General features: G+C 24.9%; 16 protein-coding genes and 1 riboswitch. Of the genes, 6 read left to right on the top strand and 10 right to left on the bottom strand.

Annotation, left to right across the window (positions count from 1 at the left end):
* Window positions 1-145 precede the first annotated feature (145 nt).
* Together ABFX13_RS09735 and ABFX13_RS09730 are read left to right on the top strand one after the other, a co-directional pair.
* Window positions 146-859, top strand: a complete 714-nt coding sequence (locus ABFX13_RS09735) for a hypothetical protein (protein WP_346045437.1) — start codon at window positions 146-148, stop codon at window positions 857-859.
* A gap of 160 nt (window positions 860-1019) precedes the next feature.
* Window positions 1020-1325 (top strand): hypothetical protein, encoded by a 306-nt coding sequence (locus ABFX13_RS09730; RefSeq protein ID WP_346045435.1) that lies wholly within the window; start codon window positions 1020-1022, stop codon window positions 1323-1325.
* A 214-nt stretch (window positions 1326-1539) separates the two neighbouring features.
* On the opposite strand, the gene ABFX13_RS09725 is transcribed toward ABFX13_RS09730, so the two are convergent.
* From ABFX13_RS09725 to ABFX13_RS09710, 4 genes are all read right to left on the bottom strand, one after another.
* Window positions 1540-2043, bottom strand: a complete 504-nt coding sequence (locus ABFX13_RS09725; RefSeq protein ID WP_346045433.1) for a GNAT family N-acetyltransferase — start codon at window positions 2041-2043, stop codon at window positions 1540-1542.
* A 415-nt stretch (window positions 2044-2458) separates the two neighbouring features.
* On the bottom strand, window positions 2459-2755 hold the full coding sequence (locus ABFX13_RS09720; RefSeq protein WP_346045431.1) for a hypothetical protein: 297 nt from the start codon (window positions 2753-2755) through the stop codon (window positions 2459-2461).
* 446 nt (window positions 2756-3201) lie between these two features.
* Window positions 3202-3714, bottom strand: a complete 513-nt coding sequence (locus tag ABFX13_RS09715; RefSeq protein ID WP_346045428.1) for a GNAT family N-acetyltransferase — start codon at window positions 3712-3714, stop codon at window positions 3202-3204.
* 148 nt (window positions 3715-3862) lie between these two features.
* On the bottom strand, window positions 3863-4384 hold the full coding sequence (locus ABFX13_RS09710; RefSeq protein ID WP_346045426.1) for a VanZ family protein: 522 nt from the start codon (window positions 4382-4384) through the stop codon (window positions 3863-3865).
* A 178-nt stretch (window positions 4385-4562) separates the two neighbouring features.
* Between ABFX13_RS09710 and ABFX13_RS09705 the strand changes: the two genes are divergently transcribed.
* Complete coding sequence (locus ABFX13_RS09705; RefSeq protein WP_346045424.1) at window positions 4563-5171, top strand: HD domain-containing protein; 609 nt, start codon at window positions 4563-4565, stop codon at window positions 5169-5171.
* A gap of 360 nt (window positions 5172-5531) precedes the next feature.
* On the opposite strand, the gene ABFX13_RS09700 is transcribed toward ABFX13_RS09705, so the two are convergent.
* Window positions 5532-5768, bottom strand: a complete 237-nt coding sequence (locus tag ABFX13_RS09700; RefSeq protein ID WP_346045422.1) for a hypothetical protein — start codon at window positions 5766-5768, stop codon at window positions 5532-5534.
* Between the two features lie 227 nt (window positions 5769-5995).
* Window positions 5996-6082, bottom strand: a riboswitch (cyclic di-GMP riboswitch).
* Between the two features lie 148 nt (window positions 6083-6230).
* Between ABFX13_RS09700 and ABFX13_RS09695 the strand changes: the two genes are divergently transcribed.
* The 3 genes from ABFX13_RS09695 to ABFX13_RS09685 all read left to right on the top strand — a co-directional run bounded on the left by ABFX13_RS09695 (window position 6231) and on the right by ABFX13_RS09685 (window position 7956).
* Window positions 6231-6806, top strand: a complete 576-nt coding sequence (locus ABFX13_RS09695) for a hypothetical protein (RefSeq protein ID WP_346045420.1) — start codon at window positions 6231-6233, stop codon at window positions 6804-6806.
* 188 nt (window positions 6807-6994) lie between these two features.
* Window positions 6995-7654, top strand: a complete 660-nt coding sequence (locus ABFX13_RS09690; RefSeq protein WP_346045418.1) for an N-acetylmuramoyl-L-alanine amidase family protein — start codon at window positions 6995-6997, stop codon at window positions 7652-7654.
* A 152-nt stretch (window positions 7655-7806) separates the two neighbouring features.
* A complete protein-coding gene (locus tag ABFX13_RS09685; protein WP_147544777.1) occupies window positions 7807-7956 on the top strand; it encodes a YvrJ family protein in 150 nt (49 codons plus the stop codon).
* Between the two features lie 66 nt (window positions 7957-8022).
* Here the strand turns inward: ABFX13_RS09685 and ABFX13_RS09680 are convergent, their stop codons facing one another.
* The 5 genes from ABFX13_RS09680 to ABFX13_RS09660 form a co-directional block, all read right to left on the bottom strand.
* Window positions 8023-9486 (bottom strand): TrkH family potassium uptake protein, encoded by a 1464-nt coding sequence (locus ABFX13_RS09680; RefSeq protein WP_346045416.1) that lies wholly within the window; start codon window positions 9484-9486, stop codon window positions 8023-8025.
* Window positions 9476-10153, bottom strand: a complete 678-nt coding sequence (locus tag ABFX13_RS09675) for a potassium channel family protein (RefSeq protein ID WP_346045414.1) — start codon at window positions 10151-10153, stop codon at window positions 9476-9478. Before ABFX13_RS09675 ends, ABFX13_RS09680 begins: the two co-directional genes overlap by 11 nt.
* On the bottom strand, window positions 10153-10656 hold the full coding sequence (locus tag ABFX13_RS09670) for a potassium channel family protein (protein ID WP_346045412.1): 504 nt from the start codon (window positions 10654-10656) through the stop codon (window positions 10153-10155). Before ABFX13_RS09670 ends, ABFX13_RS09675 begins: the two co-directional genes overlap by 1 nt.
* 114 nt (window positions 10657-10770) lie before the next feature.
* A complete protein-coding gene (locus ABFX13_RS09665; protein WP_147544785.1) occupies window positions 10771-11475 on the bottom strand; it encodes a response regulator in 705 nt (234 codons plus the stop codon).
* Window positions 11476-11478: 3 nt separating this feature from the next.
* Window positions 11479-13056, bottom strand: a complete 1578-nt coding sequence (locus ABFX13_RS09660; protein ID WP_346045409.1) for an ATP-binding protein — start codon at window positions 13054-13056, stop codon at window positions 11479-11481.
* Between the last annotated feature and the right edge of the window lie 121 nt (window positions 13057-13177).

Raw genomic sequence — 13177 nt, 5'->3', positions numbered from 1 at the left:
ACTATGTTATACAATTGTGTGATTAATAGTATTAGAAATAGATATATTGAATTGTTTTAGAATTATGAAGTTTTGACGCAACTATTTTTCATATAGTAAATTATTCGATAAGGTTTATAATATAGAAAAAGGAGACCTGAAAATTATGAGTAAAAAACTGAAGATAATATCATGTTTAGCGATGACGTTATTACTTTTAAACGGCTGTGATACTATTAAAGAAGATAGTCGTTCAACTAAAGAACAAATCATTTCTAAAGTTGATAAAGATATTGATAATAGTAAAGAAGATAAAATAATTATAAGTAATAGTAATTCCAAAATGTCTAGTGAATTAATAAATATAATAGAAACAACAGGAAAAGAAAAATTATCTATGTCAAAAGAAGATCGTTATGACTTAAGGTCAGAACTATTCTCTAGTATGAGTTCAGAGCAGGTACACGCATTTGATAATTCTTATGCAGTACTAACTAGCGTCATTGCAGATGATAGATATAAAGATTTATTCGATAAAAATAACAGTCGTTGGGATGCTTATGATGATAATAATTTATATGGCATAACAGATATTATGACATCTATATATATAGTAGCAAAGAATCAAAAATTTAAAAATGATATAAGTAGAATTAGTGCATTATGCTCATATGGATTAAATAATAGAGACGTTGTTGCACTTATTGATGCAAGAAGAATAATAAGAGATATTAATTATCATGTATTTCAAGTACCTTATTTCAAAGAAGGAGATGCAATAGTTGAGAGAAATGAAGATGATTATAGCATTTATTATGGGGCAAGTGAAACATTAGAGGGCGATTCATACAAAACAATAGGATTATACAAGTATAATTAATGAAATCTTATTGAAAAATAAATTTAGACAATTCAGTATAAAATTATAATTGTGTCATATATATTGAAATTACTATAGTGCAGTTATTTTTATATAGCATTTATCACACAATTGTATAACATAGCCAAATATTAATACATTTTATCTAAGGAAGGATTTTATGAAATTTCTTGTTTTTCTGTTTTTTGCTTATGGACTATTTTGTATAATCTTAGCTATATCACAACTAAGATACTTTTATAAAAATAAATCTGATAAAAAATTTATAAGCTTAAAAAAATATACAAAATCTATGGTTTCTTTATTTTTAATAACAAGTGTTTTATCTATTTCATTAAGCTTATTAATGTTTTTCAAATCATTCCCTATAACTATTGCTAGTGCATGTTTTATATTAGTTTTATCTTATTACACATTTACCCTAGGTCGTATTAATAAAAAATATGGCTTATCTAAAAACAAATAAAAATGAAAAAACAACAAAGAAAAAGTTTTATGTTTATAGCAATCTGACGAAACATTAAAGCCTGCACTTTAGGCTTTACAGTGAAAGAAGATGCTATAAACATAAAACTCCCACTATATCTTGTTCATTAGCTTCTCTCCCATATAATTAATGCCATTAAAATCCAAATAAATGAATTCTAAGAGCTTTTTTAACAGATATTTTAAAATAAAATTTATTGTTCATTTTCTAATATTGACATTACTATTAATGATTCATAATTTCCCTTATAAAGAATACACTCCCTAAGAATTCCTTCTTCTTTGAAACCTTTAGATTTATAAACATTTTGAGCTCTTTTGTTTTTATATCTTACATCTAACCATAATCTATGTGCTCTTAATTCATTAAATGAATATTCTTTAATTAATCTTAACGTCTCTTTTCCAAAACCTTTGCCCTTGTCACAAATGACAAATCTTTTAAATTCAATGTTATGATTAGGATTGTCTAATCCAGCCATGATTATGTAACCTATATCTTTTCCTGTTTTACTATCTTCAATTATCAGATGTAATATATCAGAATTCGAAAGTGATTCTAAATGTTGAGTTTTAGACCAATTCCCTATATACTGAGCATTTTCAGATTCATTTTCTGCACCAATTACAAACTCTAAATCTTCATATTGTGTTAATCTTAACCTAATTAAATCAGATTCTTTAATAAATTTTTTCATAAATTCCCCCCCTTATATCAAATAGTAATCTATAAACTATAAAAAATCTAATAAATTTTAATTTCAATTTAACAATCCTTAAATTTTCGGTTTATGAGTTAGTTAAATTTCTCAATAAATTCTTTATATGCTTTCTGCCATTGAAATTTCGAGTATAACATTACTACAAAACTTCCAAGTGATAGCGTCATATGAAAATAATCTTTTTTAATAAGTAAAAAAACAATACAGATTAAAATTATTATAATTACAATATTTGATAATAAAAATAATCGTTTAAATGATTTAGTTATTTTCTTCAAGTAATCACCCCCTAAATAAAACAATCATGAGTAATTTTTAAAACCATGTTATCATATTGTATATTTTCTAAATTTAGATATTTTATTTATCAAATTTACGTATAATACTTATTTTACATCCCCGACTCATAGGCAATAACATATAGCATAACAAATGTTATATACATGGTTGCTAATAAGCAATAATGAACTACCATATTTATTTTTTTATTTTTTATCCAATATACTCCTGATAAAAAGCAATATATTAAAAATACACCGGCTACAATTATAGGGATATTATATGGGTAATCATAAACAGTTACCATTGTAGGAAGAGTATACAAATGTTCAGGTATTTCTATAAACGATATACCTACAAATCCTACTATAATCCAATCTATCATCTTCCAATCCTTATACTTACTCATTTCTAAATTCACTCCATTCAAGTTAGTTTATAATCTATATGAACATTTTTAGTAGCACTACCATTAGTTGAATAATAGTATCTATCTGCATATCTAACCACTTGTCATTTGATTTTTGAGACTAGTTTGTAATTATACAAAATTGAATACAAAAAAAGTTGAAAATGGATTAAGATGTGTTTATTTGGGAGTGAAATATAAAAATAATATATTATACTCTAAAAACTAGCTAGGAATTATGTAATATTAAGGTTAATAATTTTCTAAAATAATATATTTACTATCTAAACTGTACAAAAAATACCACCTAAAACTAAAAAATGAAGCCCTATCAAAGGGCTTCAAAGGCACTTACATAACAAACTAAACTTGTAATGCAAAACGGCAAATGCTAAAGTTGAAATTTATATAGCAATCTACCAAAATTACAGATTGCAATTATAAATCTAGTCACTTAATTTTAGTTCATAAACATATACTATATGCTCTTTTTCTCCAAATTTAATATTTGACTCTTTCACTTTGTTATATCCTAGTGATTTCCAGAATTTATGAGCTAAAATATTTTCTTCAAGAACACCAATACTAAAATAATCTACCCCTATACTTAAAGCATATTTTTTTAACTCATTATGAACTAGACTACCTAACTTGTTTCCCCTTTTATTCGGTGCTAGTAATAATAAACCAATTGACCATGTATTAATCTTAGGATAGTTTTTAAATATATCAATTAATCCGATAAGTTCACTTGATTCATAAATTCCTAAAGTTAAAGAATCTTCAATTGTTTTCTTATCTGTATAAGTAAATAGATCTTTTATATCTTGTTCATTAGCTTCTCTACCGCTACAAATTATATGATAATCTGAACATAAATTATATAACTTTTCTATTTGGGCACTTTGTTCTAAAGATATTTGTTTAATAATATATTTATTATCTAAATTTATTATCATTTAAATTCCCCTCTCTCCCATATAATTAATGCCCTTAAAATCCAAACAAATGAATTCTAAGAGCTTTTTTAACAGATATTTTAAAATAAAGTTAAAACCTTTAGAGTATAAATATATTTTAGGGATTAGTCATTTACTCTAATTAAAATTATAAGTTTACTACAATTAGAATTGTTAAAAACAAAACGATTAATATAGTTAAAATTAATGCAATTATATTAAGTACTTTATTCATTTTTTGATTTGATTTAAATAATTTGCTAATAAAATAATAAATTGCAATACCAACGACGCCTCCAAATGTATTGCCTATTAAATCTGTTATATCAAATGCTCCTATTGCAAATATAAATTGTAATACTTCATATGACAAACTAACCCCCGCTATAGATAGAATTTTTTTCAAAACACTCCACTTATCAGTTATCATACATACATAAATTCCAAAAGGAATAAATACAATCATATTATAAATTATTTCTTTAATATCAATTCTATCATTGACAATCGTAGAATCACCAAACGGTATCAAATTAATACTTCTTGGACTTACTAAATCTTCAAATGAAAAATTCATTTTAAATAATATAATCCATGTTAATACTAGAAAGTACACAATAAATAATCCAATAGTAAGTTTCTTTTGTTTATTATTTTTTACTTGTTCCATTCTAACCTCCCCCATTATAAAATATTGCCATCCAATTTATTATAATCTTAATAAAATTGTAAGTCTAATAAAAAATATAAATATACACAAAAATATTAAATAAATTAAGTTATTATATAATTAAATTAATAATTAGTTATAAATTGTAAATTTAAGTTTATTAGGGGGAAATTTATATATGAGCATAAATTCAATAAATTTAAAGGTGCCTAAAATCACAAATGATATAAAAAAAAGTATGACAGAGTTTTTAAAGTTAAATAACTGCCTAGATACTATATCTCATTCTATTGAAGTTGCAAATTATGCAAAAGATATTTCATGTAGATATTCTATTAACCCAGAGTTAGCAGAAATATCTGGGCTTCTCCATGATATAAGTGCAGTAATTCCAAATAATAAAAGAATAGAAGTTGCAAATATTTTAGGAATTGAAATTTGTGATGAGGAAAGAAAACTACCTTTAATCATACATCAAAAAATCTCAAAAGTAATTGCACAAGAGATTTTTAAAATTAATGATACTTCAATTTTATCAGCGATTGAATGTCATACTACATTAAAAAAAGAGCCTTCTAAGCTAGATTTATTATTATTTGTCTCAGATAAGGTAAAATGGGACCAAAGTGGAAATCCACCCTATTTAGAAGGGTTATTATATAATTTGGATAAATCTTTAGAGCATTCAGCTCTTTACTATATTGATTATTTATTACAAAATGAAATTAAGGTAATTCATCCATGGTTAAAAGATGCTTATGAATATCTTAATTACAAATTGAAATAACTAGTCTTAGTATTTCAATTTAGAAACTTACATATTTAGAATAAAGTTAATGACCTTAAAATTTATCTAAATGAATTTTAAGGTCATTTTTACTAGCTATATGCAATAACATATAACATACTATTCTAAATTCACTCCATTTAAGTTAGTTTATAATCTATATAAACATTTTTATTAGCAATACAATTAGTTAAGTAATAATGTTTATCTGCATATCTAACCACTTGTCATATGATTTTTAAGACCAGTTAATTAAATACAAAAAAGTAAAAAATGGATTAAGATGTGTTTATTTTGGAGTGAAATATAAAATGTTAAATACTATGATTAATTTGGCAAAAATAAAAAATAAGGCTTAAGTTAAGCCTTATTTTTTATTTTTATATAGTACTTCTTTATCCATATGTATATATATGGAATTATAAAAACAATATATGGAATTAAAGTTTCTAATGGTGTTAACTTATCTTTTATAATAAAAAATACTCCTGAAAATATTAACAATATACTAATCATACAAACTATGTTGTTTTGGGTTTTTATATAGTCTTCCATTGAAGTTATATTAAACATTCTAGAAATGTAATTTGGTTTCATATCGTTTAATAATAAATATTTAATTATATGAAAAATACCAAATGTAATAAGAAATATTCCATAAGTTTTATATGTGAACATATTCTCATCTACTTCCTACTTATAATATTTCCATATTATTCACAGTATTCACTGTATTTATAGTAGGCGTTATAACAGATACTCCAACTAATGCTATAGCTATACTTCTACTTGCTTTTTTCTTTAAATCCATAAAATAGTCCCCCTTTGGTAACTTACTAGTAATTATAGTCTCCTACTTACCCCCTATAGTTTTCTGTCCTTTAATTTCTTAAAGTTTGGATTTTTCAAATTGTTAATTAAATTATATAAGGAAAACATTTACATAAAAAGCCTTTAATTTACAGAATTTTTATGTTATTCTAAAAACAACAATATCATTTTAAATTTTACTTTAGGGACTAGTTATATAAAAGACAGAATATTATAAAGGAGGAAAAAATGTTACAATTTAATTTAATGATAATAACATTACTTATATGTAGTGTAATTTTATTAAGTGGAGTAAAAATAATGTTTAACCCTAGATATGCTCAAGTAATAATGTTTATATTTATAACATATAGTCCATTTTCAGATTTAATAGAAGGATATAAACTAGGATACACAGGTATTAGTAGCATAATAATATTTAGTATAGTATTTTTATTAATATTTATTTGGGGATATAGAAAAAATAAACACATATACTCAATACATAATGTTAAAAAAACGGATGTAATAAATATTATTGAGGAATATTTAAAGATAAAAAATATAAAATATGAAATAAGAGAAGATGAAATATATTTACCAGAGTTTTATAAAACTATATTTATTGATAGTTTAATGAGTATAAGTTTAGATTTTAAAGATATAAAGGATATTGATTTTTACAATGATTTAGTAAAGAAAATTAAATCTGGAATTAAAGAAATAAAACTAAGATATTTTCCCATAGAAGGTATGTTTTATTTAATTTTCACTGGAATTTTGTATTGGATTAAAACTGATTTTTTAGTTAATTTTCTAAAATAATATATTTACTATCTAAACTGTACAAGAAATAAAAAACACCATTTTTGTACAGTTTTTTATATTAAAACAACAAGTCTTAAGATTTAGGAAATGATTGTATAACTTTTTAAATCATTCTTAAAGTACTTTGATATATTAAATAAGAAACCTCTGATACCATATAGTAAACAAAATAAAGGAGGTAACCTATGAAATTCTACTTAGACTTTGGTCATGGTGGCAAAGACTCTGGAGCTCTTGGCAAAAATAACACTAAAGAAAGTGATATAGTCTTAAAAATAGGACTAATATTAAAAGAAATCCTTGAGAAATCAAACGAAAAAGTAATAACAACTCGTGAAAACAACACCTATTACACGCTTTCACAAAGATTTAATAAAGCCAACAAAGAAAACTGCGACTACTTTATAAGCCTTCACATGAATTCATCCACTAACACATCAGCAAAAGGCACAGAAACTTGGGTTTATAACCTAAACAGCAAAATCTCCACACTAGGTAAAAATCTAACTTCAAATCTATCAAAAAACTTAAACACACCAAATCGTGGAGTAAAAGAATCAAAAAAGTTCTCAGTCCTAAAAAACACAAAAATGCCATCAATAATAATAGAAATAGACTTTATATCTAACCCAGAAATAGAAAATCTATGTAAAAAAGAAGACTACCTACAAAAAGTAGCTAAAACCATAGCTTCTACCCTACTTAACTTTATCAAAAAAGAAACACCACCCAAAGCTCCACTTTACAAAGTAACCATAGGTGCATTTAATGATAAAAACAATGCCCTAAAACTAAAAAACGAAGCCCTATCAAAAGGCTTCAAAGACACTTACATAACAAATTAAACTTTTCAAATACAAAGGCGAAGGGTAAAGTTGAAGGTTATATAGCAATCTGACGAAACGTTAAAACCTTGACTTTTAGGCTTTACAGTGAAGGAAGATGCTGTATAACCAAAACTTCTCCGAAGCCACCTAGCTTAAAGGAGGAAATTTAAATGAACTCAGAAATTCAATCTCTAATAGCCAATGTTGGATTTCCAATAGCAATCAGTATGTACCTACTGATAAGAATAGAAGGAAAACTTCAAAGTCTAACAGAGAGTATAAATGAACTTAGTAAAAATATAATATCAATGAAAAAATAAAAAAGCTGATATAACCTTTTTGTTATATCAGCTTTTTTATTAAATATACTTTTAATGTTTCAATTATTATTTATTCTTCCTATTATTTTTAACAACTTTAACTATAGCTATTAATATAACCCAAATCTCAAGTCTACCTAATAGCATTCCTATAATTTCTGTCCATAAAATAATTGGTGGTGCATTTAATGATGTTATCCCTACTGATAATCCAACTGTTCCTAAAGCTGATGCAAATTCAAACATTGCATCTTGTAGTGGGTAATTACATACTAACATAATCGATACCCCTAAAATAAATACCATTAAATATATAAACGCATAGTTATATACTTCTAAAATATCTGATTTATTTATAAATATTTTACCATCTGCCTTATATACATAATTTCTATATACTTGATGTTTCGGCAAAAACTTATCTTTTATATTCCATATTAACTTTTTAATAATTAAATAAACTCTATAAAGCTTTATCCCTCCAGATGTAGACCCTGCTCCCCCACCTATAAGCATTGCCACTATCATTATAAGTATTGCAAAAGATGGCCAGTTATTATATGTTACAGTTGAAAAACCTGTAGTTGATAAAGCCGATATAATCTCAAATAATCCAACCCTAATCCCTTTATACAAACTTGTATACAAATCTTTTAAAGAAATAAAAGTAATCAGTGGTATAAAGATTCCTAAAACTAAAAACATAAATCTTATTTCGCCTAATTTTAAAATTTCCTTAAACTTACCTTTAACAAGTAATAAATGAGTTGCAAAACTTGTCGTACCTAATATCATTAATATAATAGTTATCAATTCTATAAAAACATTATCATAGTATCCAATACTATTAGCTCTTACAGAAAATCCACCAGTGGATAAAGCTGCAATAGAATGATTTATTGCATCAAATATAGGCATACCAAATATGACATATAATATTGTTCCAGAAACCACATAACCTAAATATATAGAAATTATAACTCTAGAAGATTTAATTAAATTTGGAAGAAGTTTATCTGTATGTCCTTCTGAGTTATAAAGTTTCATTCCAAATGTAGATGATAATGCTGATAGCATTACTAAAACAATTCCTACTCCTCCAAAAAATTGCATTATACTTCTATGAATTAAAAATATATGGGGAGCTGATTCTACATCTATAACTGATAGACCAGTTGTTGTCCACCCACTTACAGCTTCAAAATATGCTTGTGTAAAATTTAAATTTTGTCCGATAATAAATGGTATTGCAGAAAATACTGTTGCTAATATCCATCCACTTACTACAATTACTGCATCTTCTCCAACCGATAAAGTTCTCTCTTTATATCCTTTAAATTTTTTTGCTAAAATTAATCCTAAAACTATAGAAATAAACGCTGGAATTAAAAAACTAGGCGCATAAATTAATTCATCTATATAGAATATAATACTTATTAGTGGTAATAATAATATAAACCCAGATATTGATGTAAAAATTCCTATATAATAAATAGTACTTCCCCATTGATTAAATCTTTTACATTCCATAAGATTTACCACTTTCTAAAACTTTGTCTAATACTTCTCTTTGAACATTTGCATCACATAATATTATAAGTTTATCATTAACCATTATTTGTGTATTTCCATTAGGAATAATACTATTATTACCTCTTATTATGCACCCAATTATAGATTTATCTGATAAATTTAAATCCTTTATATATTTTCCACATAAATTTGAATTATCTTTAACTATTATATCTAGTAGTCTGATTTGTCCATTTTCAATTGGTACAAATTCATAAATATCATTTATTGTAGCCATTTGTTCTATAACATCAGATACTATATAAGTTGCACTTATTGCTCCATTTATTCCTAAAGATTTAAAAACTTCTACATTTTTAGGATTTGTAACTGTAGCAAATGTTTTGTCTATGTTATAAATTTTTTTAGCTAATTGGCAAATAGCTAAATTACTAGAATCCTTAGAAGTCATTGCAATTATTATATCTGCATGTTTAGCCCCAGCTTCTTCTAAAATATAATTTTTACATCCATCACCACAAATAATACTACATTCATATATCTCACTTAATTCTTTACAGTATTTATAATCTTTATTTACAAAGGTAACTTTATGATTTTTGTTTAATAATGACTTTAATAAAAACTCTGCTTTTTTTCTTCCACCTACAATTAAAATATTCATTAATATGCACCTACTTTTCTTATAAAACTACTTATTTTATCATTTTTTATTGATTTAAATGAATTATTATTTTTATTGCTTTTTTCTTTTATACAAAGCAGTCTTTCAAATTCATTAATAGTTAAACTAGTAGGTCTAAGAAGTGTTATATTAAAGTCTTTATATACAACTTCCTTGTCATCATCATATAGTCTTGATATAACTTTTTTAGTATTAAAAATAACCTTAGATATCTGAGATATCATAATATTTACATCATCATCATTAGTTGCTGCTACTAGCATAGTAGCTTTATTAATTCCTGCATTTATTAATACATCTATATCAGTTGCATCACCTATAAGTTTAAATCCGCTATATTCTTGTGAAAGTTTTCTAAATGAATCTTCATCTGAATCTATTATAATAACATCTTTTCCACTTAAAGATAATACATTTGCTATGTTAGCTCCAAATCTACTACACCCCGCAATAATTACATACTCTAAATCATCCTTTTTCATTTTCTTACTCCTTAACATAAATATTTATTTCCTATTATTTATGTTAATTATATTAAATAGGGTATAAAGATTGTGTTAAGATAATTATAAATGCATAAAGATTTCATTAATATCTTATTCAGCTATAAGTTTATATCCTACACCTATTTCTGTTTTTATATATTCTGGCTGAGCAGGGTCTTTCTCTATTTTACGCCTTATACTTGCCATAAACACTCTAAGTGATGATTGTGTCTCAGTTTCCAGATAATTACCCCAAATTTTACTTATTATAAATTTATGAGTTAAAACTTTACCAGCATTTTGACATAACAACTCCATAATTTTATATTCTATAGGAGTTAAATGAATATTATTTTTATCAACAGTTACCTCATACTTTTCAAAGTCTACTTTTAAACCTCTTACTTCAAATACATTATCTTTTTCTTTTTGATTTATAGATAAGTTATTTTTATTTCTTAAAGAAACTCTTATTCTCGCTAATAATTCTGGTACACTAAATGGTTTTGTTAAATAATCATCAGCTCCACTATCTAGAGCATATACCTTCTCCCTTTCATGTTCTCTTGCAGATACTACAATTATTTTTGCACAACTTACTTCTCTAACCCTCTTTATTACTTCTATTCCATCAATATCTGGTAATCCTAAATCCAAAATTATTATATCTGGATTCATAGAATAAACTATAGATACTGCATTAATTCCATTATCTGTTTCTATACATTCATACCCCTGTGTCTCAAGTGATACTTTTATAAACTTGCTAATTGGTTTTTCATCTTCTATTATTAATATTAACGGCTTTAAACTCATATTCTACTCCTTCATATATGGGATTTTAAATCTAAATGTCGCTCCTCCCATTTTATTATTAAATGCTTTTATATCTCCCTTATGTGCTTCAATAATGGATTTACATATAGCTAGTCCAAGACCTATACCTCGTTTTTCCAAAGATTTTCCCTTACTCTTTGTATAAAATCTATCAAATATATGAGGTAAATCTTCTTCCTTTAATCCACTTCCTTGATCCTCTACTTCAAATTGTATATAATTTTCTACTTTACTAACTTTTACTTTTATTTCTAAGTTTTCTGGTGTATGTCTTATTGCATTATCAATTAAGTTCATAATTACTTGCTCTATTAATAATCCATCTACATTTACCATAATAACTTCATCTGGAAGTTCTACAATTATCTTTCGTTTATTCGAAAACCTTTTTATTCTATGTATAGCTTCTCCCACTATTTCTTCTACTACTTCTAAGCTTTTCTTAATTTCTAATTTATCTTCATCTACCCTAGTTATGCTTATTACATTTTCAATAGACCTAGAAAGCCAACTTGCATCGTCATAAATATTATTTATAAGTTCTTTTTTAATTTCTTCATCAATATCTTTATAATTTTCTAAGATTACAGAAGAAGATCCTATTATCCCTGTAATAGGAGTTCTTAAATCATGAGAAATTGATCTTAGTAAATTACTTCTTAATCTTTCAGTTTCAACATTTAAATTTGCTATTCTTGTTTTTTCAAATAAATCTTCTCTTTCAATCGCAAGAGCAACTTGAGTAGCTATTGATTCTAATAAAATTTTTTCATTTTCATCTAATGCTATCCCATCAGAACAAGCTACTCCTATTACCCCTAAAATAGATTTTTGACCTTTTATAGGATAATTAAAAACTTTTGTATCTTGGTAAATGTCAGTATCTATACCAGTTTCCATACCCAAATCAAAGGCTTTTTTAAATGCCTCTATCTCTAATGTAGATTTAAATAATTTATTATCATCTTTATCTTTATAAATATTTACTACTTGATTATTCAAATTTCCATCCAAATCTGATATTGAAGTAGCTATTGATTTGTTTAATATATTCATCAAACTTATATTACATATATCTACTATTTCATTTTTATTTCGTGATTTTAATAAATTCTTTATATTTTTATATAAAATAATTATCCTTTGTTCTCTCATATTAGATAACATAACTTCTTTTTTTATCTTTGAAGTTAGTGTACTTGTTATTATAGATGATATAAGCATAATAATAAATGTTATAGGATAATCAGCTCTATAAGCTAAAAATGTATAATAAGGTTCTGTAAAAAAGAAATTAAATGATAATACTCCTATTATTGAAGCTAATATTCCATATAAGTACCCTTCTGATTTAATAGAAGAAAATAATACGCCTAATAAAAAAATTAAAATTATATTGGATTCATTTAAATCTATTTTCTTAAAAAATAAAGCTACTATAGTAGCTATACACATTATACAAATTACCTTCAATGTATTTTTTACAATACCTTTTTTGGTGTATTTATTTTTACTGTAATTTATAGAAAATATATCCTCCTTTATTTTCTCACAACTCATTTTATCCCCCCTTTAGTAATTTATTATACTAAATTATAAAAGTAATTATATTAAAATACAATATTTGTATTTTTGCATAAAAAAACATTTAAAATAAATATTTACTCTACTTATTTTAAAT

The organism is Paraclostridium tenue (assembly GCF_039521565.1).
Lineage (GTDB): Bacteria > Bacillota > Clostridia > Peptostreptococcales > Peptostreptococcaceae > Paraclostridium > Paraclostridium tenue.
This window is presented reverse-complemented; position numbering and strand designations above follow the sequence as displayed.

What these genes read in the sequence shown, in the direction of transcription:
- ABFX13_RS09735 (WP_346045437.1), top strand. Translation starts at nt 146, where the DNA reads ATGAGTAAAAAACTGAAGATAATATCATGTTTAGCGATGACGTTATTA.
- ABFX13_RS09730 (WP_346045435.1), top strand. Translation starts at nt 1,020, where the DNA reads ATGAAATTTCTTGTTTTTCTGTTTTTTGCTTATGGACTATTTTGTATA.
- ABFX13_RS09725 (WP_346045433.1), bottom strand. Translation starts at nt 2,043, where the DNA reads ATGAAAAAATTTATTAAAGAATCTGATTTAATTAGGTTAAGATTAACA.
- ABFX13_RS09720 (WP_346045431.1), bottom strand. Translation starts at nt 2,755, where the DNA reads ATGAGTAAGTATAAGGATTGGAAGATGATAGATTGGATTATAGTAGGA.
- ABFX13_RS09715 (WP_346045428.1), bottom strand. Translation starts at nt 3,714, where the DNA reads ATGATAATAAATTTAGATAATAAATATATTATTAAACAAATATCTTTA.
- ABFX13_RS09710 (WP_346045426.1), bottom strand. Translation starts at nt 4,384, where the DNA reads ATGGAACAAGTAAAAAATAATAAACAAAAGAAACTTACTATTGGATTA.
- ABFX13_RS09705 (WP_346045424.1), top strand. Translation starts at nt 4,563, where the DNA reads ATGAGCATAAATTCAATAAATTTAAAGGTGCCTAAAATCACAAATGAT.
- ABFX13_RS09700 (WP_346045422.1), bottom strand. Translation starts at nt 5,768, where the DNA reads ATGAAACCAAATTACATTTCTAGAATGTTTAATATAACTTCAATGGAA.
- ABFX13_RS09695 (WP_346045420.1), top strand. Translation starts at nt 6,231, where the DNA reads ATGTTACAATTTAATTTAATGATAATAACATTACTTATATGTAGTGTA.
- ABFX13_RS09690 (WP_346045418.1), top strand. Translation starts at nt 6,995, where the DNA reads ATGAAATTCTACTTAGACTTTGGTCATGGTGGCAAAGACTCTGGAGCT.
- ABFX13_RS09685 (WP_147544777.1), top strand. Translation starts at nt 7,807, where the DNA reads ATGAACTCAGAAATTCAATCTCTAATAGCCAATGTTGGATTTCCAATA.
- ABFX13_RS09680 (WP_346045416.1), bottom strand. Translation starts at nt 9,486, where the DNA reads ATGGAATGTAAAAGATTTAATCAATGGGGAAGTACTATTTATTATATA.
- ABFX13_RS09675 (WP_346045414.1), bottom strand. Translation starts at nt 10,153, where the DNA reads ATGAATATTTTAATTGTAGGTGGAAGAAAAAAAGCAGAGTTTTTATTA.
- ABFX13_RS09670 (WP_346045412.1), bottom strand. Translation starts at nt 10,656, where the DNA reads ATGAAAAAGGATGATTTAGAGTATGTAATTATTGCGGGGTGTAGTAGA.
- ABFX13_RS09665 (WP_147544785.1), bottom strand. Translation starts at nt 11,475, where the DNA reads ATGAGTTTAAAGCCGTTAATATTAATAATAGAAGATGAAAAACCAATT.
- ABFX13_RS09660 (WP_346045409.1), bottom strand. Translation starts at nt 13,056, where the DNA reads ATGAGTTGTGAGAAAATAAAGGAGGATATATTTTCTATAAATTACAGT.